This window comes from Aeromonas hydrophila subsp. hydrophila ATCC 7966, from assembly GCF_000014805.1.
Lineage (GTDB): Bacteria > Pseudomonadota > Gammaproteobacteria > Enterobacterales > Aeromonadaceae > Aeromonas > Aeromonas hydrophila.
Genome location: NC_008570.1, coordinates 3,224,590 through 3,246,250, shown reverse-complemented (window position 1 = coordinate 3,246,250; position 21,661 = coordinate 3,224,590). Strand labels below are relative to the sequence as shown.

Sequence of the window (21,661 nt, the reverse complement as noted above, 5' to 3'; positions counted from 1 at the left end):
TGAGCGGCTGTTGGCTGTTTTGTCATCTATTGGGTGTTGGCGGTCATCAGGCAAATAAAAAACAGGTCGCCATCAGAAGCGAACCTGAAATTATCAAGGGATAAAACAATAATGGAAACGTCTGGTCTGGTTGCATTTGTTGGAACCGCGCTGGCTATCGCCTGTTTGCGTCCACTATCTGCCAAGCTACAACTCGTTGACTTACCGAATCAACGTAAACAACATGTCGGTGCGATCCCCCTGATTGGCGGAATTGCAGTTTGTCTGGGGGTGTACCTCAGTGTCTTCTTCACTCTTCCATTGCAGAATGCGATCATTACCATGTTGGCGTGTGCGGGTTGCATGATGGTGATCGGTGCCATCGATGATGCCAAGGACATTTCTCCTTGGATCAGACTTACCCTGCAAGCATTACTCATCCTCATCCTCTGCCTCTCGACCAATATCAGTCTCCATCAGTTTGGTGATGTATTGGGCATAGGAAACATCACGATTCCATTTATTGACTTGTTGATTGCCGTCGTTGCAGTCTGCGCGGCTATCAATGCCTATAATATGATGGACGGTATTGATGGGCTGGCTGGCTGCATGGCTGGTATTTCATTAGTGGGGCTTTCCATTCTGTTTGCCAGCTCAATGCCTGATATGACCCAAATCTGTCTAATCATTACGATTGCCTTGGTCCCCTATCTGATCGTTAATCTCAATATTCCTCCTTTCAAGCGCAAGATTTTCCTGGGGGATGCTGGCTCCATGTTCCTCGGTTTTATCATCGGTTATCTGGTGTTGTTTGGCTCACAACATCACGAGCTGGAACCAGCGTTTCGCCCTGTGACGGCTCTCTGGTTGATCGGTTTGCCACTGATGGATATGGTGGGCATCATGATCCGTCGTATTCGAAAAGGGCAGTCTCCTCTGCGCCCGGATCGCAATCATCTGCATCATATTCTTCTACACGCCGGTTTTACCCCTCGTGAATCCTTGTTGCTGATTGTCGTAGCCAACCTAGGTGTTGTGTTCTTCGGTATTCTGGCCGAACAGGCCAAGTTGCCCGAGTGGCTTATGATGACGCTCTATCTTTTGCTGTTTGCAGCATATTCACTTTGTTTGGCGTATGCCTGGAAACTGGGGAGATGGTTGAAAGGAATTAAAACGCCATTGACTGATGCCAATAGAGCTAAGAGGAATTAGCAATTTTTATCACCTTAGTCTTTATTAAATAAAATCATTGATATAAAAAGAAAATTAAATGAAATCTGAAAACATTAATAAAATTAAGCTCGGGATTATTTGCTACCCTGGAATGGAGCTAGATAAAATAAAGTCAGCATGTGTTGATAATAATGTAGACTTTATAGAAATTAATATCATGTCTCCAGACTGGATGAATGAGTGTAAGGATGACATCGATGGATATCTTGTTCGTCCTCCTTGCACATACCAAGAGCATAAGAGCATTTTTGATGAAAGAGTATTTTTCTTGAATGAAGTATTGGGGAAACCAATCTATCCTTCATTCAAAGAACTGTATACTTATGAAAACAAGAGGAATATGCATCTCTTTCTATCGGGACACAGTATTCCTCATGCAAAAACGAAAGTTTATATGAGAAAAGTGGATGTTCTTGCAAATTTAAATGAGCAGGAATACCCAATTGTGTCAAAAAGTAATATTGGTGCCAGTGGCAGCGCTGTTCAAATTATTAAAAATAAACGCCAGTATGTACGTTTGATAAATAAGGTCTTTGGCCGATTTAGCCCTGAGTTTTCAGTTGGATGGTATCCTGTAACCAAAAAACATGGGATTCCTTTACCTCGGTTTGGACGGGCTCAAAAACATTATCTATTGACCCAAGAATTCCTAAATATCAAATGGGAATGGCGAATGATCCGGATCGGTGATAGTTATATTGGTCACCAAAAGCTGTTGGGCGATAATGGATTTGCTAGTGGTTCAGAATTAGTTGGATGGGAACGCCCCTCTGATAAATTACTTTGGTTATTACACAACGCAACCGAAAAAATGGGGATGCGCTGTATGACATTGGATGTTTTTGAAACGATTGATGGCGAGTTTTATGTAAATGAAATGCAGGCTATCATTGGTGCTTATAGACCATATCAAATGAAGGTTGATGGGAAGCCAGGCCGTTTCATACTTGACGATGGAGAATTCCACTTCGAGGAGGGTATTCATTGCCAGAATGCATGTTGGAATCCCCGTGTGGAGGACTTTATTAAGATGCTGAATGGAGAGAAGTACAATGCATAAGATAAGTGTTTTTGGGTCCTCCTGTAAAAAAAATGAAAAAAGAATTCCTATTCACCCGGCTTTGTTTGAACAAATACCTGAAAACATTCGTCATCAATTGATTTTTGAAGAAGGGTATGCCGCGTCTTTGGGGGTGAAAGATAGCTATTTACGTGAGAATTTTGGTGGGGTAGTTTCTCGTGAAGAGCTATTTTCTCTAGGTGATGTATGGTTACTGCCGAAACCAGAGAAAGAAGATTTCAAATTTTTCAGTGAAGGAAAAATTCTCTGGGGATGGCCGCACTGTGTGCAAGGACATGATATTGCACAAGCTGCAATTGACGCAAAAATGACGTTGGTTGCTTGGGAAGCTATGTATGGTGGCTCTGATCGAACTCACGTTTTTTACCGAAACAATGAACTTGCCGGTTATGCTGCAGTGCAGCATATGATGATGTTGACAGGGAAAACTGGGTATTTTGGACGCCGATTAAAGGCTGCGGTACTTGGATTCGGCGCTACAGCTCGTGGAGCTATTAACTGTTTAAAATCTCTTGGTATTGTCGACGTAAGTGTCTATAGTCAAAGACCCAATCATCTGTTGAATGCCCCGATTGAAAGTATCACCTATAAGCAGATGCTGCGTCGTGATGGGAAAACCTTTCTCGAAGGGAACCAGTATCAAGATTTTGTCACTCCTGTAGATGTGCTACGTGAATATGATGTAGTGGTGAACTGTATCCTTCAAGACCCTGTAAATCCAATCATGTTTATTGAAGAGCAAGATATGGCCTGCATTGATAAACAGATGGATATTATTGATATCAGTTGTGATCGAGGTATGGGGTTCTATTTTGCAAAGCCGACTACATTTGATGAACCATCATTTAATGTTGGTGCGCACATAAACTATTATTGTGTTGATCATACACCAACGCTTTACTGGGATTCTGCATCGTATGAAATTACTCGTTCTATCATGTCTTATCTGCCTGAATTTATTAACGGGACTTGGAAGCAAAACCCTGTTCTCACTGCTGCGGTTGAGATTGAAAATGGTTTGATTATAAACAATAAGATCATTAAGTTTCAGAAGCGAAACCCAGAATATCCGTATATAAGAAAATAAAATGTCCCATAAAAAAGAACTCATCAAAAATTTTTTAAGTTTTGGTGCGGTTGATATTCTAGGGTTGCTTATACCTATTGTTACTATGCCTATATTGACTCGGGCCTTAGGGCCCAGTCAATATGGCGTGTACATGTTGTTGCTTACAATCCTATATTTTGGTCATACCATTATCGACTATGGTACTCAATATACGTCTGTCAGAGTATTAGCTAATCAGCGTAATAATCCTGAAGAAGTGAGCCTCATTTATCAAGAGACGCAAGGATTAAGAATTTTTCTATGTCTGTTGTATACTATTGGTGCCATATCATATTCACTATTTCTGTCATTCGATAATGCAGTTCTATATACAGTTCTTGCTTCATCGACCTATCTATTTGGGTATGCACTAACCCCACTTTGGTTCTATCAAGGTATTGGGGCTGTAGATCGAGCAATGAAAGTATCGTTGGCGATCAAAGTTCTCAATTTGCTGGTTATCGTCTTTGCAGTCAGTTCGCCAGATGATTTTGATATCGTTATGGCATCACTCTGTATACCAATGTTATTTGGGGGGATTTATCTTAGTTATCTTGCCTCTATAAAATATCATGTTGCCCCCCCAACGTTTAACCAACTTGGAAAGTCATTCAATGAGGGCCGTGATGTATTTATAGGATTATTAGCCCCCAACTTCTATAATGCTATCCCAACAATAGCACTTGGTTCGATATATCCTCCTGCTGAATTTGCTAAATTTGCTATTGCAACACGTTTGGCATCAGTTATTGTTACACTGCAGAACGTAATGGCAAAGGCAATATATCCAGTTCTTGCCATGTTAAAAGATAGTCAAGTCAACAAGCTGCTATTGCTGAATTTCATTATTTCAATAATCCCTGCGATTTTTATTTATATTGGGGGGGAGTGGGCCCTCGGTATTTTTTTGGGCAAGGATTTTTCTGGAGTTAACACATATCTCCTAATCCTTTGCGTGGGTATTGTTTTTATTGGGTTGTCAAATGCGATAAGCCAGGGATACCTTTTGCCAAATGGCCATGATCGTGCTTATCGTAACATCTCACTGAGAGTGTCACTTATCGCGGGAATCATGTCGTTCGGCTTTATTTATTTTTATGGGTTACTTGGTGGCGCAATAGCAATTACAATTGCAAGAGCAATTTTTTTCTTAGATTACACGGCTGTATATATAACAATTATACGCCGAAATTAGCGCTGTGCTTGAAGCCTAGCATTGCTCGAGTATTATTAATATAATTATAAAATGGATTATATATGAAAACGGTACTAATTTATTTACCGAATTTGAACTGTGGCGGGGCTGAGTCAGTTACTGTTCGTTTAGCTAATTATCTTGCCGGCAGTGGTTATTCAGTAAAGTTGATAACTTCAATTGGTGGTGGGCCGCTCGAAGAGATTCTTGACTCTAGAATAGAGTATCTTTGCCTGGACTTAAAGAATCAATGGCAGACTATATTGAAAATGCCATCAGTTATAAAGCGAATTGAACCAGATGTAATTTTTACCACGATGAAAGAAAGTTGCTTCATCATGATTGTAGCAAAATATATTGCATGTTCGAATGCTAGAATGGTTATTCGAGAAGCAAACACCGTATCGTTGCAGTTAAAAGAAGAGAACAAGATTACACAGCGGGTAAAAAATTATCTAATTGCAATGTCATACCGCTTTGCTGATAAAATAATTGCACTTTCAGATGAGATTAAAGTTGATCTGGTAAGCTCTTTTCATTTATCAAAGGAAATTGATGTTATTCCTAATCCAATTGGTTTTGATAAAATGGAAAAGGCGATAATGTCCCCTCTTGGGCATGATGCATTACGTGACAACAGTACATTGAAACTTGTTACTGTTGCTCGATTTTATCCACAAAAAAATCATATTTTTATGGTCAATGCCCTTGCATCTTATATCAAGAAGAATCCAAACGTGAAGTGGTTTTTGGTGGGTGATGGGCCACTTAAAAATGAAATTCAAGAGCGAATTGAATTCTTAGGAATATCTAAAAATATTGTTTTTTTAGGTTTTCAAAAAAATCCATTGGCGATTGTGAATGCTTGTGATGTATTTGTTTTGCCATCTCTATACGAAGGTTTTTCTAATGCGTTGCTAGAGGCTGCTGCATTAAATAAAAAAATATTGGTTTCTGATGCACAGACAACTTCGGTTGCATTTCTGAAGAAATTAAATATAGGCTCTTGTTACGTTAATGATGATATTGATGATTTTTGTATAAAATTAGAGTCTGAAGCCTGTTCTATTGGCGACCCTGGTGTTTCTTCGCGCATGAGAAGAGAATACAGTGAAGAAGCTGTGTTTGGTTCTTATTCAAAAGCCATGTTTGAGTGAATTATGCTTATTATCGCAATTTCAACACTATTTAATCGGCTTGATGGTATACAGAAAGAACAATTTCCATCAAATGAAAAAATAAAGTATGTGATCTCTTGTCAGGGAAAGAAGGAACATGACGACGCATATTATGAATCCTATCTGAGAGCGATATTTGGTGATGATGTTTTATGGGGTGAAGCACCAACATCTGGGCTATCGAACAACCGAAATAATGCTATTAAACTAGCCCTAGAGAGCAAATCTGAAACAGATCGCTATCTTTACATATGTGATGATGATATTACTTTATCTGTTGATGGTTTATTAGATGCGATTGCTGTCATGCAGGAAAGGACGCTATCATGTTTAACTGGTATTATTGCTACTGACGGTGGATTTTTTAGAAATTACAGTAATCAAACTTATTCACATTCCAGATTGAGCGCTGCCAGAGTATGCAGTGTCGAGATTGTCGTGGATCTTGAGTTTGTTTTTTCAAAGAGTATTTTATTTGATAGCCGATTTGGGTTAGGAAGTATCTATCCATCAGGAGAGGAGTTTATATTTCTCAATGATCTTATTTCTGCTGGCGGAAAAGTGGATTTTAGCCCAATAATATTATGTAAGCATCCACCATTGTCGAGTGGTGATGATTTCTACAGTTCACAGTATAAAATAATGGCGAAAGGGGCAATGTTAAAACGAGTTTTCCCTTCTTATATATGTTATCCAATGATAATTATGTTTGCCATTAAAAAATATAGAGCTTATCGCGATTCAGTTTCATTTTTAAATTTTTGTAATAATATGATTAAAGGTGCTATGGGGATGAATAAGTAATATGGAAAAAGTCAGTGTTATCATGCCTCTATATAATAGCGCTCGTTTTCTTGCAGCTTCAATTGATTCGGTATTAAAACAACAATACACCAACTGGGAACTGATTTTAATTGATGACTGCTCTGTCGATGACTGCGTAGTTATTGCTCAGGCATATTGCGATAGAGATAGCCGTATTAAATTAGTTAGACTTGCTGAGAATTCTGGTGCAGCTGTTGCGCGTAATCGAGGTATTGAGATTGCAGAGGGAAGGTTTATTGCATTTCTAGATAGTGATGATCTCTGGTTACCTGAAAAGCTGAACACTCAGATCGACTTTATGCTGAAAAATAAAGTAGCCTTTTCTTATACTGCGTATAAAAAAATCGATGAGTATGGTAATGATCTTTTCGAGCTTGGTGTTCCCAGTTCATTATCATATAGAGCTTTATTGAAGGCATGTGTTATTGGTTGCTTGACCGTTATTTATGATGCATCTCAAATTGGCAAGGTCTATATGCCGCTTGGCACTAAGCGAGAAGATTATGCTTTGTGGCTAAAAATATTGCGTGAGAGAAATGTAGTCGCTTATGGTATCAATAAGGTACTGGCCAGTTATCGTATTTATCCACATCAATCATCGTCTAAGAAACTCAATATGGCAAAAGAAAATTGGAAGCTACTAAGGAATCAAGAAGAGTTGTGCCTAATTATATCGCTTCATTATTTTACTCAGTATGCACTGCGTGGTGTTTTAAGAGATAAATATCCTCTTATAGCAAAAAAAATAGGCTTCTTGGCTTCTCCTGAAAATGGTATTACAAAATGATTACTTTTTTTTGGGGATGATAATGTATGGTATACCTGTCACTATGTTTTTTCTGCTCGCTTTATATGTATAGCGTCCAGAATTACAAAGCTAGTCTTATAGTATTGCTTCCTCCTTTTATTATTTATTTTTTAATATCTGCACTTCAATATAATGTTGGTTCGGATTATTTTTCTTATCTTTATATATACGAGAACCAATGGGTTCTAGGGCGTTATTTTGAGTCGGGAGAATATTTTTTCTATTATTTAAATATTTTCCTTAAAGAGTTTGGTTTTCCTGGGCAATCAATTTTTTTCATTTTTTCATTTTTTCAATCTATATTCATATTCGTTTATTTTAATGAGTTAAAGAAAAAAGGTTTTATTGTTTGGATGTTGTTTTTGATTTTTTTTGTTGTGACCAATATATATAACAACCAAATGAATGGAATTAGACAGTATGCAGCATTAACATTACTGCCATTACTTACAATATTCATATATAACAGGAACTATATTTACTTTGGGATATTCATGGCCATCGCAATGAGTTTCCATTCCTCTTCGCTTATATTTTTTTCTTTGATGATTTTTGTTGTTTTTCATAGGCCTTTTCATAGATATAACATTGTCATTTTTATACTATCTATTCCATTCTATTTGTTAGTGGCAAAGTATACGCCAACTCTCTTAGAAAATTTAGGTTTAAGGTTTTCCTCATATATTGAAAGTGATTATTTTGATGCGGGTAATTACATCACGATTATAACAAAAATGTATTATTTGCCGGCATTGTTATTTTTTTATTATTTGTATGGAAAGGCTAGGGAAAGCAGTGAAAAAAATCATTTTGATGGATATTTTTCTTTTTTAATATTTATGTTTTCTTGTACATACTGGTCTTTTTTGATGTCACTAGATATTGCTATATTATCAAGGGTGTCAAGTTACTTTTGGTTCTTCATAATATTTCCTTTGTATTATGTAGGTGTTTTTTTACATAAAAAAGGAATTGTAAAGCTGGGATTGTATATAATTTACTTGGTGGCTCCCTATGCAGCCAAGGTGACGTTTTTGGCAAAGAATGAATTTTTATATAATAGTATAATCTTCAATTGACGTTAATTTTAAGGAGTTAGGTTTTGCATTACTTAGTTACGGGCGCAGCAGGATTTATTGGTAGTGCAGTTAGCCAACGTCTCTGTCAGCAAGGTCATACCGTTATTGGTATCGATAATCTGAATGATTATTATGAGGTCTCATTGAAAGAGAGCCGTCTGGCCAGGCTGGCGAGTGAAAGCAATTTTGTGTTTCGTAAAATTGATCTGGCTGATCGTGAAGGGATGGCTAAACTGTTCACTCATGAACGTTTCGATCGGGTTATTCATCTGGCGGCGCAAGCCGGGGTACGTTATTCCCTCGAGAACCCGTTTGCCTATGCAGACAGCAACCTGATAGGGCACCTTGCCATTCTTGAAGGGTGTCGTCATACCGGTGTCAAGCATCTGGTCTATGCCTCTTCCAGCTCCGTTTATGGCATGAATGGCAAAATGCCGTTTGCCACGACCGATGCGGTTGACCATCCAATATCTCTCTATGCTGCCTCGAAAAAGGCCAATGAGCTGATGGCACATACCTATTCTCATCTGTATGGTATTCCGACCACTGGCCTGCGCTTTTTTACCGTCTACGGTCCCTGGGGGCGTCCGGATATGGCCTTGTTCAAATTTACCAAGGCGATGCTGGCCGGCCAGCCAATCGATGTTTATAACAATGGCCAACTGAGCCGAGATTTTACCTATATCGACGATATCGTTGAGGGGATTTTGCGTATTTCCGATGTAGTACCGGTGGCTAATCCTGACTGGCAGTCAGAGAAAGGTTCACCCGCTGACAGCAGCGCTCCTTATCGTATCTTCAATATCGGTAATGGCAGCCCGGTTAAACTGATGAGCTTTATTGATGCCCTTGAAAAGGCGCTGGGTATCGAAGCGATAAAAAATATGATGCCGATGCAGGCGGGTGATGTATATGCAACTTGGGCGGATACCGATGATCTGTTCAAGGCGACTGGCTATCGACCGGCCATGTCGGTTGAACAAGGCGTGCAGGCATTTGTAGACTGGTATAAGAATTATTATAAAGAACAGCAGTAAGCGAGGTTAGCTGTGAAAATTGCAATTTGTGGTACGGGATATGTAGGTCTTTCCAATGCGGTCTTGCTGGCACAACACCATGAGGTGGTTGCCGTCGATGTGATTGCCAGCAAGGTCGAGATGATCAATGAATGGAAATCCCCCATCGTTGATAAAGAAATTGAACGTTATCTGGCCAGTCGCGACTTAAATCTGCGGGCGACTCTGAATAAAGAAGAGGCCTATCAAGGGGCTGATTTCGTTATCATTGCCACGCCTACAGATTATGATCCAGAGACCAACTACTTTAATACCAGTACGGTGGAGTCGGTGATCAAGGATGTCATGGCGATAAATCCAGATGCCACAATGGTGATTAAATCCACCATTCCGGTCGGGTTTACCGCCAGATTGCGTGAAGAACTGGGCTGTGACAATCTGATTTTTTCGCCGGAGTTCTTGCGTGAAGGACGTGCTCTTTATGACAACCTGCACCCGTCTCGTATCGTGGTGGGTGAGCGTTCCGACCGTGCGCAGGTTTTTGCCAACCTGCTACAAGAAGGTGCTATCAAGCAGAATATTCCAACCTTGCTGACTGATAGTACGGAAGCTGAGGCTATTAAACTATTTGCCAATACTTATTTGGCAATGAGAGTTGCCTTTTTTAACGAACTCGATACTTATGCCCAGAGTCATGGCTTGGACTCACGCCAAATCATCGATGGTGTCGGGTTGGATCCACGTATTGGTGAACACTATAACAACCCGTCCTTTGGCTATGGTGGTTATTGTTTGCCGAAAGATACCAAACAGCTGTTGGCAAATTACAATAATGTTCCAAATAACCTGATCCGAGCGATTGTTGACTCTAATACCACGCGTAAAGATTTTGTTGCTGATTCGGTGATCCGTAAAAATCCACGACGTGTTGGTGTGTACCGTCTGGTTATGAAGGCGGGGTCTGATAATTTCCGTGCTTCTGCCATTCAAGGGGTAATGAAACGTATCAAGGCGAAAGGCATTGAAGTTGTTATTTATGAGCCGACCTTGAGCGAGCCAGAGTTTTTCCGCTCCCGCGTGCTTTCAGACATTGTCGAGTTCAAAGAGAGTTGTGATGTGATTTTAGCCAACCGCATGGTTGAAGAGCTGTTTGATGTGATGGACAAGGTATATACCCGCGATCTGTTTGGTAGTGACTAATATGTCGATAGCGGTTCCCCCTTGTAGGGGAACCGCATGTTACAATAATGAACCATAAAATATGAAGTCACATAACATTATAAATTACATAAGTGGTAGAACCGCACCCTTGCAGGTCTCTTGGTAAGTGAATGAAAGGTATAATTAACCGCTGAAATATGATGATCTTAAAGATGGGCATATGTTCATCTAACGGTACCTGTCAGCACACTTGTTCATCTCCATAGTTACTGTGATTTTATCCGCAAATTTATCTCAGAATTCTCCATGTTTTCCGCTATCATACGGCGATTTTCCCGTTCAGTTCTTGATGGCAAGCTTAATAAGGTGTGGTAGTGAAAAGGATTCAGCTCATTCCTCTGTTGTCGGCCGTGGCTCTGCTCAGTGCATGTACTGTGGTGCCCGGTACCAATCTTTCCACCAGTGGCAAAATCGAGGTAGCTACAGGTTCCGTTGATGTTGATCAGCTGGCAGACATCTATCCGGTTACACCCGCGCTGATCAGCCAGCTGCGTAAGGCGCCAGTGGTGGGCAAGGCCAACCCCGATCTCAATAGCCAGATCAGCAGCTATGAGTACCGGATTGGTGTGGGCGACATCCTCAATGTTACCGTGTGGGACCACCCCGAGTTGACCATCCCGGCCGGTTCTTACCGCAGTGCCAGCGAAGCGGGCAACTGGGTGCACGCCGATGGCACCATCTTCTACCCCTATATCGGCAAGGTGACCGTAGTGGGTAAAACCGTCTCGGAGATCCGCACCGACATTGCCAAGCGCCTGGCCCAGTATATCGAGAGCCCGCAGGTGGATGTGAGCATTGCTGCTTTCCGCTCCCAGAAGGTTTATATCTCAGGTGAGGTGACCAAGCCGGGTGCTCAACCGATCACCAATGTGCCGATGACCCTGCTCGATGCCTTCAATCTTGCTGGCGGGCTGACGCCGACCGCCGATTGGCATCATGTGGTGTTGACCCGCCAAGGCAAGGAGTTCCCACTCTCCATGCAGGATCTGCTGCAGTATGGGGATCTCTCTCACAATCAGCTGATGCGCGACGGCGACATGCTCTATGTGCCGCGTAACGATGCCCAGAAGGTTTTTGTGATGGGGGAGGTCAACAAGGCATCCACCCTGACCATTGGTCGTGAGGGGATGAGCCTGACCGAGGCACTGAGCAGTGCCGAGGGCCTCAACCAGAATGCCGCCAATGCGACCGGCATCTTCGTATTGCGCCCAGCGGCGAAAGCCCAACAGAAAGCCGCCATTTATCAGCTTGACCTGAGTGATGCCACCGCGCTGGTGATGGGTACCGAGTTTGCCTTGCAACCTTACGACGTGGTTTATGTCACCACGGCGCCGGTGACGCGCTGGAACCGTGTGCTCAGCCAACTGGTGCCTTCTATTACTGGCTTTAACGAGTTGACCGAAGGCATGTTGCGGGTACGCAACTGGTAAGGTGTGAGCCTGCTTAACCTCTCCCGGTTACTTGACGCTCAGTCGCTTTCCAAGCATAGAGATGGAATTTAGGGGGGGGGCCTTGTGCCTCCCTTGTTCCTGCTTTTTTGTTACCTTGATACGGTAATGAATGGGGAAGGGAGGCTGGGGTGATGTTCTCTACCTGCCTCCCTTCGGAAAGAAGCAGGTATTGGGTGCCGGTGGCTGCAGATTTTATTTAGAAGAGTGACAGCGATATGTTTGGAAAAATTCTTGTGGTGTGTGTGGGCAATATTTGTCGCTCCCCAACCGGTGAACGATTGCTTCGTGAGCGTTTACCCGGCCGTCAGGTGAGTTCTGCCGGGGTCAGTGCCTTGGTGGACAAGCCGGCCGACAAGGTCGCGAGCGAGGTGGCACAGCTGCATGGGCTCTCTCTTGAGGGGCACTCGGCGCGCCAACTGACACGTGCACTTTGCCAGGATGCTGATCTGATCCTGGTGATGGAGAAAGGGCATATCTCTGCCGTGACGGCCATCGACCCTGGGGCTCGTGGCAAAACCATGTTGTTTGGCCACTGGCAGGGGGAGAGCGAAGTGCCCGATCCCTATCGTCTGAGCCGGGAAGCTTATGAACATGTTTACCAGCTATTGGTGCGTAGCGCCGATGGTTGGGTAAAAAAACTGTAACGACCCCCATCATCACTGATTGTGTGCGTGTGGTATCTGACAATAAAAATGGATTGTGTTGAATGACGACTTCTTCTGTTTCGTCCCGGCAGAGCAGTGCCGCGGTGGAGAATGACGAGATCGATCTGGGGCGCCTGTTGGGCTATCTGATCGATGGACGTTGGTGGATTGTAACGATCACTGCGCTGTTTATGGTGCTTGGCGTTGCATATGCCTTGCTGGCTACTCCTGTTTTCAAGGCAAACGCCTTGCTGCAGGTGGAGAAAAAAGCCAGCGGTGCTGCACTGCTTGGGGACATGGCCGATGTATTGGGTGGTGAGCAACCCGATGCTGCCGCTGAGATTGAGTTGCTGACTTCTCGTATGGTGCTAGGCCGTACGGTGCAAGAGCTTCATCTCGATACCGTGGTGAGCCCTGATTTCTTCCCGCTGATTGGCCGTGGTATGTCACGACTGATGGGCCATCCCTACCCCAAGATGGCAGTGAGCCGCTTTGAGGTGGCACCTGAATTGTTGGGGACGCCGCTGACGCTGACTATGAACGAAGAGAAGCGCTTTACCCTCGAGGTTGAGGGGCGGGTGCTGGAAGGGCGGGTTGGCGAGCTGCTTGAGAAAGATGATGTCACCTTGCTGTTGTCCGATGTGGCCGCCGATGAGGGACAGGTCTTCACGCTGGTCAAACAGCCGGTACTGGATGTGATCGCTGAGTTGCAGAGTGGCCTTCAGGTCAGTGAGAAGGGCAAAAATACCGGGATCATCTCGCTGACGCTGGAAGGGGAAGACAAGGGCCGCATTCGTGCCGTACTTGACAACATCAGCCAGAACTATCTGCAACAGAATGTGGTGCGCAAGACCGAAGAGGCCCAGAAGAGCCTGGATTTTTTGCAAACGCATCTGCCTCAGGTCAAAGAGGATCTGAATCGTTCTGAAGAGCAATTGAATCTGTATCGTCAGCAGAATGAGTCGGTCGATTTGTCGCTGGAAGCAAAGGCCGCACTAGATACCATGGTAGGCCTCGAGAAGCAGCTCAATGAGTTGACTTTCCGTGAGGCCGAGTTGCAGCAGCTCTATACTCGCCAGCACCCCGCTTACATCGCTCTGATGGAAAAGCGCCAGACTTTGATGAATACCAAAAATGCGATCAACAAGTCGATCAAGCGTCTGCCAAAAACCCAGCAGGAGATTTTACGTCTGACCCGTGATGTGCAGGTCGGTCAGGAGATCTTCGTCCAGCTGCTCAACAAGCAGCAGGAGCTTAATATCATGAAGGCGGGTACCATAGGTAACGTCCGTATCATCGATGATGCCGCCGTTGAGACGAAAGCGGTCAAGCCGAAGAAACCGTTGATCGTGGTGCTGGCAACCCTGCTGGGTGGCATGTTGTCAGTGGGGTTGATCCTGGTGCGCGCCGCCTTCCACCGAGGCGTGGAGAGTCCGGAGCAGCTGGAAGAGATGGGGCTTTCTGTTTATGCCACTATTCCCTATTCCAGCGAGCAGGCCACGATCGAGCAGCAGCAGAAAAAACGTCGTCATGCCATGCAGCTGAATGAAGCGCTATTGGCTGCACGTAACCCTGCTGACTTGGCTATGGAGTCGCTACGTAGCCTGCGTACCAGCCTGCACTTCGCCATGATGGAGGCGAAAAACAATATTGTCATGATTTCCGGCCCTGGTCCTGGCCTGGGAAAAACCTTCGTGTCGACCAACTTTGCTGCCACTCTGGCACTGGGCGGCAAGAAGGTGCTGGTTATCGATGCCGACTTGCGCAAAGGCTATATGCAGAAGGTCATGGGGCAGGAGATGGGGGCTGGCTTGAGCTCCTATCTGGCCGGTCAGACCGATTTGACGCAAGTGGTGAGTCAGACCGGGTTTGACGGCCTTGATTTTGTCTGTCGTGGCGCTGTACCGCCCAATCCGTCAGAACTGCTGATGCATCCGCGTTTCAAGGCACTGCTTGATTGGGCCAGTGAACGCTATGACTTTGTCATTGTTGACTCCCCTCCCATCCTGGCTGTTACCGATGCTGCCATCGTTGGTCAGCATGTGGGCGCATCCTTGCTGGTTGCCCGCTTTGCCAAGACAGCGGTGAAAGAGGTGGAAGTCGCTATTCGTCGTTTTGAGCAAAATGGTGTCTCGATCAAGGGCATATTGCTCAATGCCGTCGAGAAGAAAGCGAGCAGTTACTATGGGAATTATGGGTATTATCAATACAGTTATGGCGACAAGACGAAAGCCTGACCTTTCTTGGAGCACACAGGGCTCTTAAGAGACATCACACTGTAATCGTGGTTTAATTGATGTTTCGTTTGGGTAATACTACGGGTGTCTGAGAAAATTGATGTCTCAGTGATAAGGTTTAGATGTATCAACAAAAAGGAAGATAGTATGAAGAAGACTGCATTTGCTCTGGCTGCTTTGCTGGCTGTTTCCGCTAATGTGATGGCTGCAGAGGAAGCTGTAGTTGTAGAAGGTGCTGCTGGTGGTGCTGCCGGTACTGGTGCAGCCGCAGCCGCTGCAGGTGTGACCACTACTGCTGTTGCTGTCGGTGCGGCTGCCGCTCTGGTAACCGCAGTGGCTGTATCTGAATCCAACAGCCGCAACAACAACACCAGCACAACCACTTCGACCAAATAAGTCCAATAAGGCTGCTCGAACCGAGCAGCCTTATCTTTTATTCTCTTTTCATGGATGGTTCTTCGCGCGTGATATCGTACCGTTCTTTTCTGCCCCAACGAGTACTAGCCTGGGCGGGCATGTTGTTGCTGACTGGTTGTAGTACCTCAACGAATCAGACGATAGAAACCCTGGGTTATGTCTTTCATAAAGAAAATGAGATTGTGCTGACGTCTACGCAACTCAGACAGCTTCCTTATGCAAGCGCCTACATCAAAGTCGGCGATCTGCCACAAGCTTTGGTTGTATTGGCTTATGTCAATGGCGATCGCTTGTCATGGATGAGTGCTGATGGGGTGATGTTCATCACAGAACATGGCCGCTTGGTCAAAACAATTGGCTTGCCGAATGATTTACGTTATCTCGGATATATGGACCAAGATCCCTTAAGGATTGCACGTCTGGATAAACTATCATCCATGGTGTGGTACAGCGTGGCCGAATGGTCACATAAATATACCAGTGGTTATCCTTTGAGTATGCATTACCGCCGCGTTGGTAATGAAGTGTTAGAAGTGATGGATAAACCATACACAACAACTATTATTGAAGAGTCTGTGACTGCGTCTCCCAGTGAGGTGCAATGGAACAATTATTTTTGGATTGATGAGCATTCCGGCCAAGTTCGCAAACTCAAGCAACAATTAGGCCCTTCCCTTCCTGTCATTGAAATGACTTTTCTCAAGCCCTACTCATCATGAAAATTATAAATATATTTCTCATCTCTATTTTAGTAACTAACCCTGCTTGGGCTGATGCGACTATATCCATATGGTGGAAAGGTAAGCCAGTAAAAGATCTTTATTATGCCAAGCAGATAACGCTAAGCAGTGCGCTGAGTGATCCTGCTATCTTGTCATATGACTCTTATTGGCCGGTCGGACAAATATCAACACCGGCACGTCAGCAAGAACTCGAGCATCAGCGCCAAGTATTATTGGCAGACTTGACCGTATTATCAAAAATGTGGTCTGACATGGGGGAGCCATCGCTGGCATCTGCTACTCTGCAATTGTTGCAGCAATTACAGCAGCTTGAGTTAACCGGCCGTTTTGATGTGTCTGTAGACCCTGATGTAAATCAAGCGCGTGCTGGTGTTGATGCTCCTATATTGAAAGGCCATTATCAGTTGTATCTTGCCCCTCGCCATCCTGAGGTACAGATTGCCGGTTTGGTAAAACAGATCGGTGGCGCGCCTCTCCTGCCTGGAGCTGGATTACGTGAGTATTGGAAAAGAAAAGATATATTGGAAGGGGGAGATCCTGCCGGAGTATATCTTGTATCCCCCAGTGGAAAATATGATTGGTTTCCTGTTGCAATTTGGAATGAACGACATGTTGAAGCTATGCCGGGGGCAACACTTTTTGTGGGATTCTCGCCTGACGTACTTCCCAAGCAGTATCAAAACTTGAATGAACGAATTCTGACATTGTTTGCTAACCGGATGCCAAAATGATGTACCCAAGAGTTTCCTTGATTGCCCTGTTGGTATGTCATGCAGCCAACGCCAATGCGGATATCTTTGAGCCACTGGGCCCCTCACAAAGTGGTTTTGGGGGAGTTGGCCTGCTGCAAATGCCTACTGCCAGAATGGCAAAAGAGGGTGAGTTCAGCGCCAACTATTTTGACAATGAACAATATCGTCGTTGGTCTGTTTCTGTACAGCCTTTTGAATGGTTTGAAGCAACCCTGCGTTATACTGATGTAAGAACTCAACTATATAGTTCTTCTCCTGGTTTTAGTGGTGATCAAACTTACAAAGACAAAGGCATCGATTTCAAGTTCCGTTTGATGCAAGAATCTACCTGGCTACCCACAGTATCACTCGGATTTCGAGACTTGATGGGGACCGGGCTATTTGACAGTGAGTATGTTGTTGCCAGCAAACGTTACGGTTCTTTCGACTTCACTCTAGGAATGGGGTGGGGCAATATGGGCGAAAGTGGAAATATAACCAATCCATTCTGCCGTTGGAAAGATGACTGGTGTGGACGTGATGGTTCTTATTCCAGTGGTGGCGGTAAATTTGAAACAGGGAATATGTTTCATGGAAACTCGGCTCTGTTTGGTGGGGTGGAATACCAAACACCATGGCAGCCACTGAGACTGAAACTTGAATATGATGGTAACGACTATAGTAATGAGTTTGCGGGAAAGGTAACGCAGTCATCTCCTATCAATGTTGGTGTGGTCTATCGTATATTCGATTATATGGATACTCATCTTAGCTATCAGAGAGGAAATACTCTGATGTGGGGTGTGACACTGCGGACCAACTTCAATGACTTACGGCAGAACCATTTGGATGAACCTCGTCCTGTCTATATGGAAAGCCGGGTGCCAGCTGAGGATACTGCCGTCAACTGGACTGCAATGGCGGATCAATTTGACCGAAATGCGGGCTGGCAAGAGTCTACTATCACTCAGCATCAAAATTCTGTGTCTCTGTCAGGCCAACAATATAAATACAGAGATCCTCAGGAGACGCTTGAACGTACGGCTGTGATTGCGGCCAATCAATTACCTGCTTCAGTGACGGAGTTGAAAGTAATTGAACGCCAGCGCAATCTTGCACTGCAAGAGACAGTAATTGACCTCGACTCCGTGCGAGAGGCCAATATGCCTGCTATTTTGGGGGATGAGAAGTCGGTCAAAAGCCATAAGCAAGCACCGGAACCACTGATGGGAGATGTACGCTATCGGTCTGATGTTGAGCGTTTTTCTTACTCATTTGACCCCAGCCTGACCCAGTCTTTTGGTGGGCCTGAGTCATTTTACATGTATCAAGTCGGCGTCAATGCCAACAGTGAGCTACGTCTTTCCGATAAGAACTGGCTGCAAGGCACACTTTTTTTCAACGTGGCCAATAACTTTGATGAGTTTAACTACAAGACTCCGCCGGCAGATGCGGACAAGTTGCCCCGTGTCAGAACGTGGATCCGAGAGTATGTCGATTCATCCAATATCTTGTTGAATAACCTGCAGCTGACTCATCTGGATCAATTCGGCCAGGATTGGTATGGCCAGGTCTATGGCGGATACCTTGAGATGATGTATGCCGGTGCTGGCGGTGAGCTATTGTATCGGCCTTTCGGGAAGTCATGGGCATTAGGGGTAGACGGCAACTGGGTGAAACAGCGGGACTGGAATAATACCCTCAAGATGGCCGACTACGATGTGGTTACCGGTCATGTAACTGGCTATTGGCAATTGCCTTTCTTGGAAGGTGTCACCGCGAAGGTTGCTGTTGGTCGCTACCTGGCTGGAGATGTCGGCGCGACATTCGATTTTTCGAAGCGATTCGACTCAGGCATTGTCATGGGGGCCTATGCAACGCTGACAGATGTGTCGGCAGATGAATATGGTGAGGGCAGCTTTACCAAAGGTATTTATGTGACCATACCTTTCGATCTGATGCTGATTCGTCCGACTACATCCAAGGGCACCATTGGTTGGGTTCCGCTGACAAGGGATGGTGGCCAGATGCTCAATCGTAGTCAATCGCTCTATGATCTGACGGAGCGTTTGCCGCTGTAACAAAGGCTATCGCCCTCATTCGTAAAGACAACAAGCCGTGATAGTGTTCTGCTATCGCGGCTTTTTTTGTTTTGGTGCATGGAAGAGGTTTCATGGTGCGTTTTCCCGATCTGATCCAGAGAACATGTTTTGGGTTATTCGTCTTGTACTGGTTGCTGGGCATGCATTTTTTCATGCACAACCCCGGTGGAGCCGGGCTCTATCTGCCGTTCAACGCCTGGGGCTGGATCTTCGCCAGCCTGGTTATCGGTCTGGGGCTGTGGCAGGTGACGCTGCAGCAGCGGTTGGTGTTTTCCTCTTTGCAGGGCTGGCTCTGGCTGGGGGCGCTGCTGCTGCTGCTGCCCATGGCCTATCCCGGCTTTGACCTGAAAGACTATGCCATTCCCCGTTTGCTGGGGCTGTTTGCCGGTCTGCTGTTTCTGTTCTGTCTCTACCAGTGGCAGCTGGTGCGGGCGTCTCGTGACCAGCTGTTCTATCTGCTGCTGGGCGCGGTGGCCATCGAGGCGCTGCTCGGCCTGGTGCAGTACTACCTGCTGATCCCGGGTAACTGGCTGGGGTATGACACCCGCGCCAACCGCCCCTACGGCATCTTTCAACAACCCAATGTGATGGCGACCTTCATGGCGACCGGGCTTGCCCTGGCCAGCTGGTTGGAGCTGCGCGGTAATGCCAACCCCTTGCTCAAGGGGCTGCGCTATGGGGTGATCCTGGCGGCCAGCCTGCTGCTGGTGGCGCTGCAATCCCGGGTGGGGCAGTTGGGGGGCCTGCTGGCGCTGCTCCTGCTCGTGCCCGCATTGCATCGTCAGCAGCGGCTGGGGCTGGTACTTAGTTTGGTTGCTCTCGGTATCGGGCTGGGGATCGCCTCCCAGTACGGGATCAGCGGTGTCAAACGCGGGCTGGAGGCTTATCAGTCCGGCGGCATGCGTTCCATCTACTGGCCCTACGCCGCCAAGCTGATTGCCCAGTCACCCTGGGTTGGCTGGGGTTACGGCAGCTTTGAAACCACCTTTTTGCACCACTACATGGCCGACAAGGCGCTGAACCCGGCCATGGTACAGATTGAATACAACCTCGATCACCCCCACAACGAGTTCCTCTACTGGGCGGTGGAAGGGGGGCTGGCTCCCATGATCGGCATGGTGCTGATGGGCGGCGCTCTGTTGTGGCGCGTGAGCAAGGCCGGTTGGATCAAGGGGGCGGCGCTGCTGGCCCTGGTGACCCCCATCCTGCTGCACACCCAGACCGAGTATCCGCTTTATCACGCCATCGCCCTGTGGTGGGCCCTGCTGCTGCTGGTGTATGTGCTGGATGCAGAAGTGGAGGAGGGGCTGCAAGCCTCGGGCCGTGCCAGCTGGCGCGAGTATGTCTATCGCCCCTGGTTGTTGCTGCGCTTCGTGGCCATCATCATTCCCCTGCTGGTGGTGCCCTTCATGCTGACCGCCATTCATACCGCCTGGGTGGTGACCAAGTACGAGCGCGGCGGTTACAAGGAGCCGACCCTGCTGCTCGACGTGGTCAATCCCATGGCCTGGTTGACCCGGGTCGAGTTTGACGTCAACTCGGTGCGGCTGATGGTGGGCTTGCAGGCCAACAATCACGCAGAGCTGGAGGCGTATTTAGAGTGGGGTCAGGCGTTTGTGCGCCACACGCCGAGAGCCAACATCTACGCCAACATGGTGATCGCGCTGGATGCGCTGGGACGAAAAGAGGAGGCCCGGGTACTGCGCCGCGAGGCGCTGGCGCTCTACCCGGGTGATCCCTTGCTGACCGGCTCGGCCGCCACTTCCGTGGCCACGGCGCTGGAGCGCAAACCCTCGGCCTGATAGCCGCTGTCGAGGCCATGTGGGGTCGGCAGGCTGCGCGATGTTTCATCAACTGCCCCATCGCCTCGCAAAAATGGCGGCCGCTGCTGGACGGCAGAGGCGCCATGGCTAAGATAGTGGCCTCAACGTCTTGTTCAGTAGGGAGTATGAAATGGAGTTAGTGCTTGGCCCGTTGGAGGCCCGCGTGATCGGCTGTCTGATCGAAAAAGAGATCTGCACCCCGGATCAATACCCCCTCTCTCTCAATGCGCTGGTCAATGCCTGCAACCAGAAGAGCAACCGCGAGCCGGTGCTGGAGTTGTCAGAGCTCGATATCCGGGCCGTGGTGGATGAGCTGATCCGCAAGCGGCTGGTGGTCAATACCGCCGGCTTCAATGCCCGGGTTCCCCGTTATCAGCATCGCTTCTGCAACACCGAGTTCGGCGAGCTGAAGTTCACCGCCCAGGAGCTCGGCATTATCTGCGAACTCTTGTTGCGCGGCCCGCAGACGCCGGGAGAGCTGCGCTCACGTACCAACCGCCTGTGCAGCTTCGACGACGTGACCCAGGTGGATGCCGTGTTGGCCAAGCTCGCCGAACAGGGGCCCTACGTGGTCAAGCTGCCGCGCGAGCCGGGCAAGCGGGAGTCCCGTTACGCCCACCTGTTCAGTGGCGAGGTGGATCTGCAGGCGCTGGCCGAGGCGGCCCCCGCCAGCAGTTATGCCTCGCCCGCGGCGGATCGACTGACGGCGCTGGAGGAGGAGGTCGAGAGCCTCAAGGCGCAGTTGCAGCTGCTGGCCGAGCGCCTGGCGCAGCTGGAAGGCTGACGCGCT

19 protein-coding genes are annotated in these 21,661 nt (G+C 46.6%); all 19 read left to right on the top strand.

All coding sequences use genetic code 11. The annotated features are described in order from the left end of the window. The first annotated feature begins 111 nt into the window (after window positions 1–111). The 19 genes from wecA to AHA_RS14515 all read left to right on the top strand — a co-directional run bounded on the left by wecA (window position 112) and on the right by AHA_RS14515 (window position 21,655). Window positions 112–1,191 carry a UDP-N-acetylglucosamine--undecaprenyl-phosphate N-acetylglucosaminephosphotransferase gene (gene wecA / locus AHA_RS14605; protein WP_011706690.1) on the top strand — a complete coding sequence of 360 codons (1,080 nt, stop codon included), beginning with the start codon at window positions 112–114 and terminating at the stop codon, window positions 1,189–1,191. A gap of 58 nt (window positions 1,192–1,249) precedes the next feature. Next, entirely contained in the window at window positions 1,250–2,272 is a 1,023-nt protein-coding gene (locus tag AHA_RS14600) for an ATP-grasp domain-containing protein (protein WP_011706689.1), read from the top strand. Continuing rightward, complete coding sequence (locus AHA_RS14595) at window positions 2,265–3,380, top strand: N(5)-(carboxyethyl)ornithine synthase (protein ID WP_011706688.1); 1,116 nt, start codon at window positions 2,265–2,267, stop codon at window positions 3,378–3,380. Before AHA_RS14600 ends, AHA_RS14595 begins: the two co-directional genes overlap by 8 nt. 1 nt (window position 3,381) lies before the next feature. Then, window positions 3,382–4,596 carry a lipopolysaccharide biosynthesis protein gene (locus AHA_RS14590; RefSeq protein ID WP_011706687.1) on the top strand — a complete coding sequence of 405 codons (1,215 nt, stop codon included), beginning with the start codon at window positions 3,382–3,384 and terminating at the stop codon, window positions 4,594–4,596. A gap of 62 nt (window positions 4,597–4,658) precedes the next feature. Continuing rightward, window positions 4,659–5,753: a glycosyltransferase gene (locus AHA_RS14585; RefSeq protein ID WP_011706686.1), complete on the top strand. Its 1,095-nt coding sequence runs from the start codon at window positions 4,659–4,661 to the stop codon at window positions 5,751–5,753. Between the two features lie 3 nt (window positions 5,754–5,756). Then, entirely contained in the window at window positions 5,757–6,578 is an 822-nt protein-coding gene (locus AHA_RS14580; RefSeq protein ID WP_011706685.1) for a glycosyl transferase, read from the top strand. Window position 6,579: 1 nt separating this feature from the next. Then, window positions 6,580–7,386, top strand: coding sequence for a glycosyltransferase family 2 protein (locus tag AHA_RS14575; RefSeq protein ID WP_011706684.1), 807 nt, complete (start codon window positions 6,580–6,582; stop codon window positions 7,384–7,386). Between the two features lie 26 nt (window positions 7,387–7,412). Beyond that, a complete protein-coding gene (locus AHA_RS22060; RefSeq protein WP_011706683.1) occupies window positions 7,413–8,486 on the top strand; it encodes an EpsG family protein in 1,074 nt (357 codons plus the stop codon). Between the two features lie 23 nt (window positions 8,487–8,509). Next, window positions 8,510–9,523, top strand: coding sequence for an NAD-dependent epimerase (locus AHA_RS14565; protein WP_011706682.1), 1,014 nt, complete (start codon window positions 8,510–8,512; stop codon window positions 9,521–9,523). A gap of 12 nt (window positions 9,524–9,535) precedes the next feature. Next, window positions 9,536–10,702, top strand: coding sequence for a nucleotide sugar dehydrogenase (locus AHA_RS14560; protein ID WP_011706681.1), 1,167 nt, complete (start codon window positions 9,536–9,538; stop codon window positions 10,700–10,702). A gap of 335 nt (window positions 10,703–11,037) precedes the next feature. Beyond that, window positions 11,038–12,153, top strand: coding sequence for a polysaccharide export protein (locus AHA_RS14555; protein WP_011706680.1), 1,116 nt, complete (start codon window positions 11,038–11,040; stop codon window positions 12,151–12,153). A gap of 236 nt (window positions 12,154–12,389) precedes the next feature. Next, a complete protein-coding gene (locus tag AHA_RS14550) occupies window positions 12,390–12,818 on the top strand; it encodes an arsenate reductase/protein-tyrosine-phosphatase family protein (RefSeq protein ID WP_011706679.1) in 429 nt (142 codons plus the stop codon). A gap of 62 nt (window positions 12,819–12,880) precedes the next feature. Beyond that, window positions 12,881–15,055, top strand: a complete 2,175-nt coding sequence (locus tag AHA_RS14545) for a polysaccharide biosynthesis tyrosine autokinase (protein WP_011706678.1) — start codon at window positions 12,881–12,883, stop codon at window positions 15,053–15,055. Window positions 15,056–15,202: 147 nt separating this feature from the next. Further along, window positions 15,203–15,451 (top strand): hypothetical protein, encoded by a 249-nt coding sequence (locus AHA_RS14540; RefSeq protein WP_076361318.1) that lies wholly within the window; start codon window positions 15,203–15,205, stop codon window positions 15,449–15,451. A gap of 119 nt (window positions 15,452–15,570) precedes the next feature. Beyond that, the gene (locus AHA_RS14535; protein WP_164927697.1) at window positions 15,571–16,191 is read left to right on the top strand and encodes a YjbF family lipoprotein; all 621 of its coding nucleotides are present in this window, start codon (window positions 15,571–15,573) and stop codon (window positions 16,189–16,191) included. Continuing rightward, entirely contained in the window at window positions 16,188–16,946 is a 759-nt protein-coding gene (locus AHA_RS14530) for a capsule biosynthesis GfcC family protein (protein WP_011706676.1), read from the top strand. The genes AHA_RS14535 and AHA_RS14530 overlap by 4 nt, the downstream gene beginning before the upstream one ends. 17 nt (window positions 16,947–16,963) lie before the next feature. Further along, entirely contained in the window at window positions 16,964–19,027 is a 2,064-nt protein-coding gene (locus AHA_RS14525) for a YjbH domain-containing protein (RefSeq protein ID WP_237701904.1), read from the top strand. Window positions 19,028–19,119: 92 nt separating this feature from the next. After that, window positions 19,120–20,850 carry a PglL family O-oligosaccharyltransferase gene (locus tag AHA_RS14520; protein WP_011706674.1) on the top strand — a complete coding sequence of 577 codons (1,731 nt, stop codon included), beginning with the start codon at window positions 19,120–19,122 and terminating at the stop codon, window positions 20,848–20,850. A 151-nt stretch (window positions 20,851–21,001) separates the two neighbouring features. Further along, the gene (locus AHA_RS14515; RefSeq protein ID WP_011706673.1) at window positions 21,002–21,655 is read left to right on the top strand and encodes a YceH family protein; all 654 of its coding nucleotides are present in this window, start codon (window positions 21,002–21,004) and stop codon (window positions 21,653–21,655) included. Window positions 21,656–21,661 lie beyond the last annotated feature (6 nt).

Excerpts from the sequence above, each read along its gene's own strand:
- AHA_RS14520 (WP_011706674.1), top strand. The coding sequence starts at position 19,120 with ATGGTGCGTTTTCCCGATCTGATCCAGAGAACATGTTTTGGGTTATTC.
- AHA_RS14590 (WP_011706687.1), top strand. The coding sequence starts at position 3,382 with ATGTCCCATAAAAAAGAACTCATCAAAAATTTTTTAAGTTTTGGTGCG.
- AHA_RS14585 (WP_011706686.1), top strand. The coding sequence starts at position 4,659 with ATGAAAACGGTACTAATTTATTTACCGAATTTGAACTGTGGCGGGGCT.
- AHA_RS14540 (WP_076361318.1), top strand. The coding sequence starts at position 15,203 with ATGAAGAAGACTGCATTTGCTCTGGCTGCTTTGCTGGCTGTTTCCGCT.
- wecA (WP_011706690.1), top strand. The coding sequence starts at position 112 with ATGGAAACGTCTGGTCTGGTTGCATTTGTTGGAACCGCGCTGGCTATC.
- AHA_RS14535 (WP_164927697.1), top strand. The coding sequence starts at position 15,571 with ATGTTGTTGCTGACTGGTTGTAGTACCTCAACGAATCAGACGATAGAA.
- AHA_RS14550 (WP_011706679.1), top strand. The coding sequence starts at position 12,390 with ATGTTTGGAAAAATTCTTGTGGTGTGTGTGGGCAATATTTGTCGCTCC.
- AHA_RS14580 (WP_011706685.1), top strand. The coding sequence starts at position 5,757 with ATGCTTATTATCGCAATTTCAACACTATTTAATCGGCTTGATGGTATA.
- AHA_RS14515 (WP_011706673.1), top strand. The coding sequence starts at position 21,002 with ATGGAGTTAGTGCTTGGCCCGTTGGAGGCCCGCGTGATCGGCTGTCTG.
- AHA_RS14545 (WP_011706678.1), top strand. The coding sequence starts at position 12,881 with ATGACGACTTCTTCTGTTTCGTCCCGGCAGAGCAGTGCCGCGGTGGAG.
- AHA_RS14530 (WP_011706676.1), top strand. The coding sequence starts at position 16,188 with ATGAAAATTATAAATATATTTCTCATCTCTATTTTAGTAACTAACCCT.
- AHA_RS14600 (WP_011706689.1), top strand. The coding sequence starts at position 1,250 with ATGAAATCTGAAAACATTAATAAAATTAAGCTCGGGATTATTTGCTAC.
- AHA_RS14595 (WP_011706688.1), top strand. The coding sequence starts at position 2,265 with ATGCATAAGATAAGTGTTTTTGGGTCCTCCTGTAAAAAAAATGAAAAA.
- AHA_RS14575 (WP_011706684.1), top strand. The coding sequence starts at position 6,580 with ATGGAAAAAGTCAGTGTTATCATGCCTCTATATAATAGCGCTCGTTTT.
- AHA_RS22060 (WP_011706683.1), top strand. The coding sequence starts at position 7,413 with ATGGTATACCTGTCACTATGTTTTTTCTGCTCGCTTTATATGTATAGC.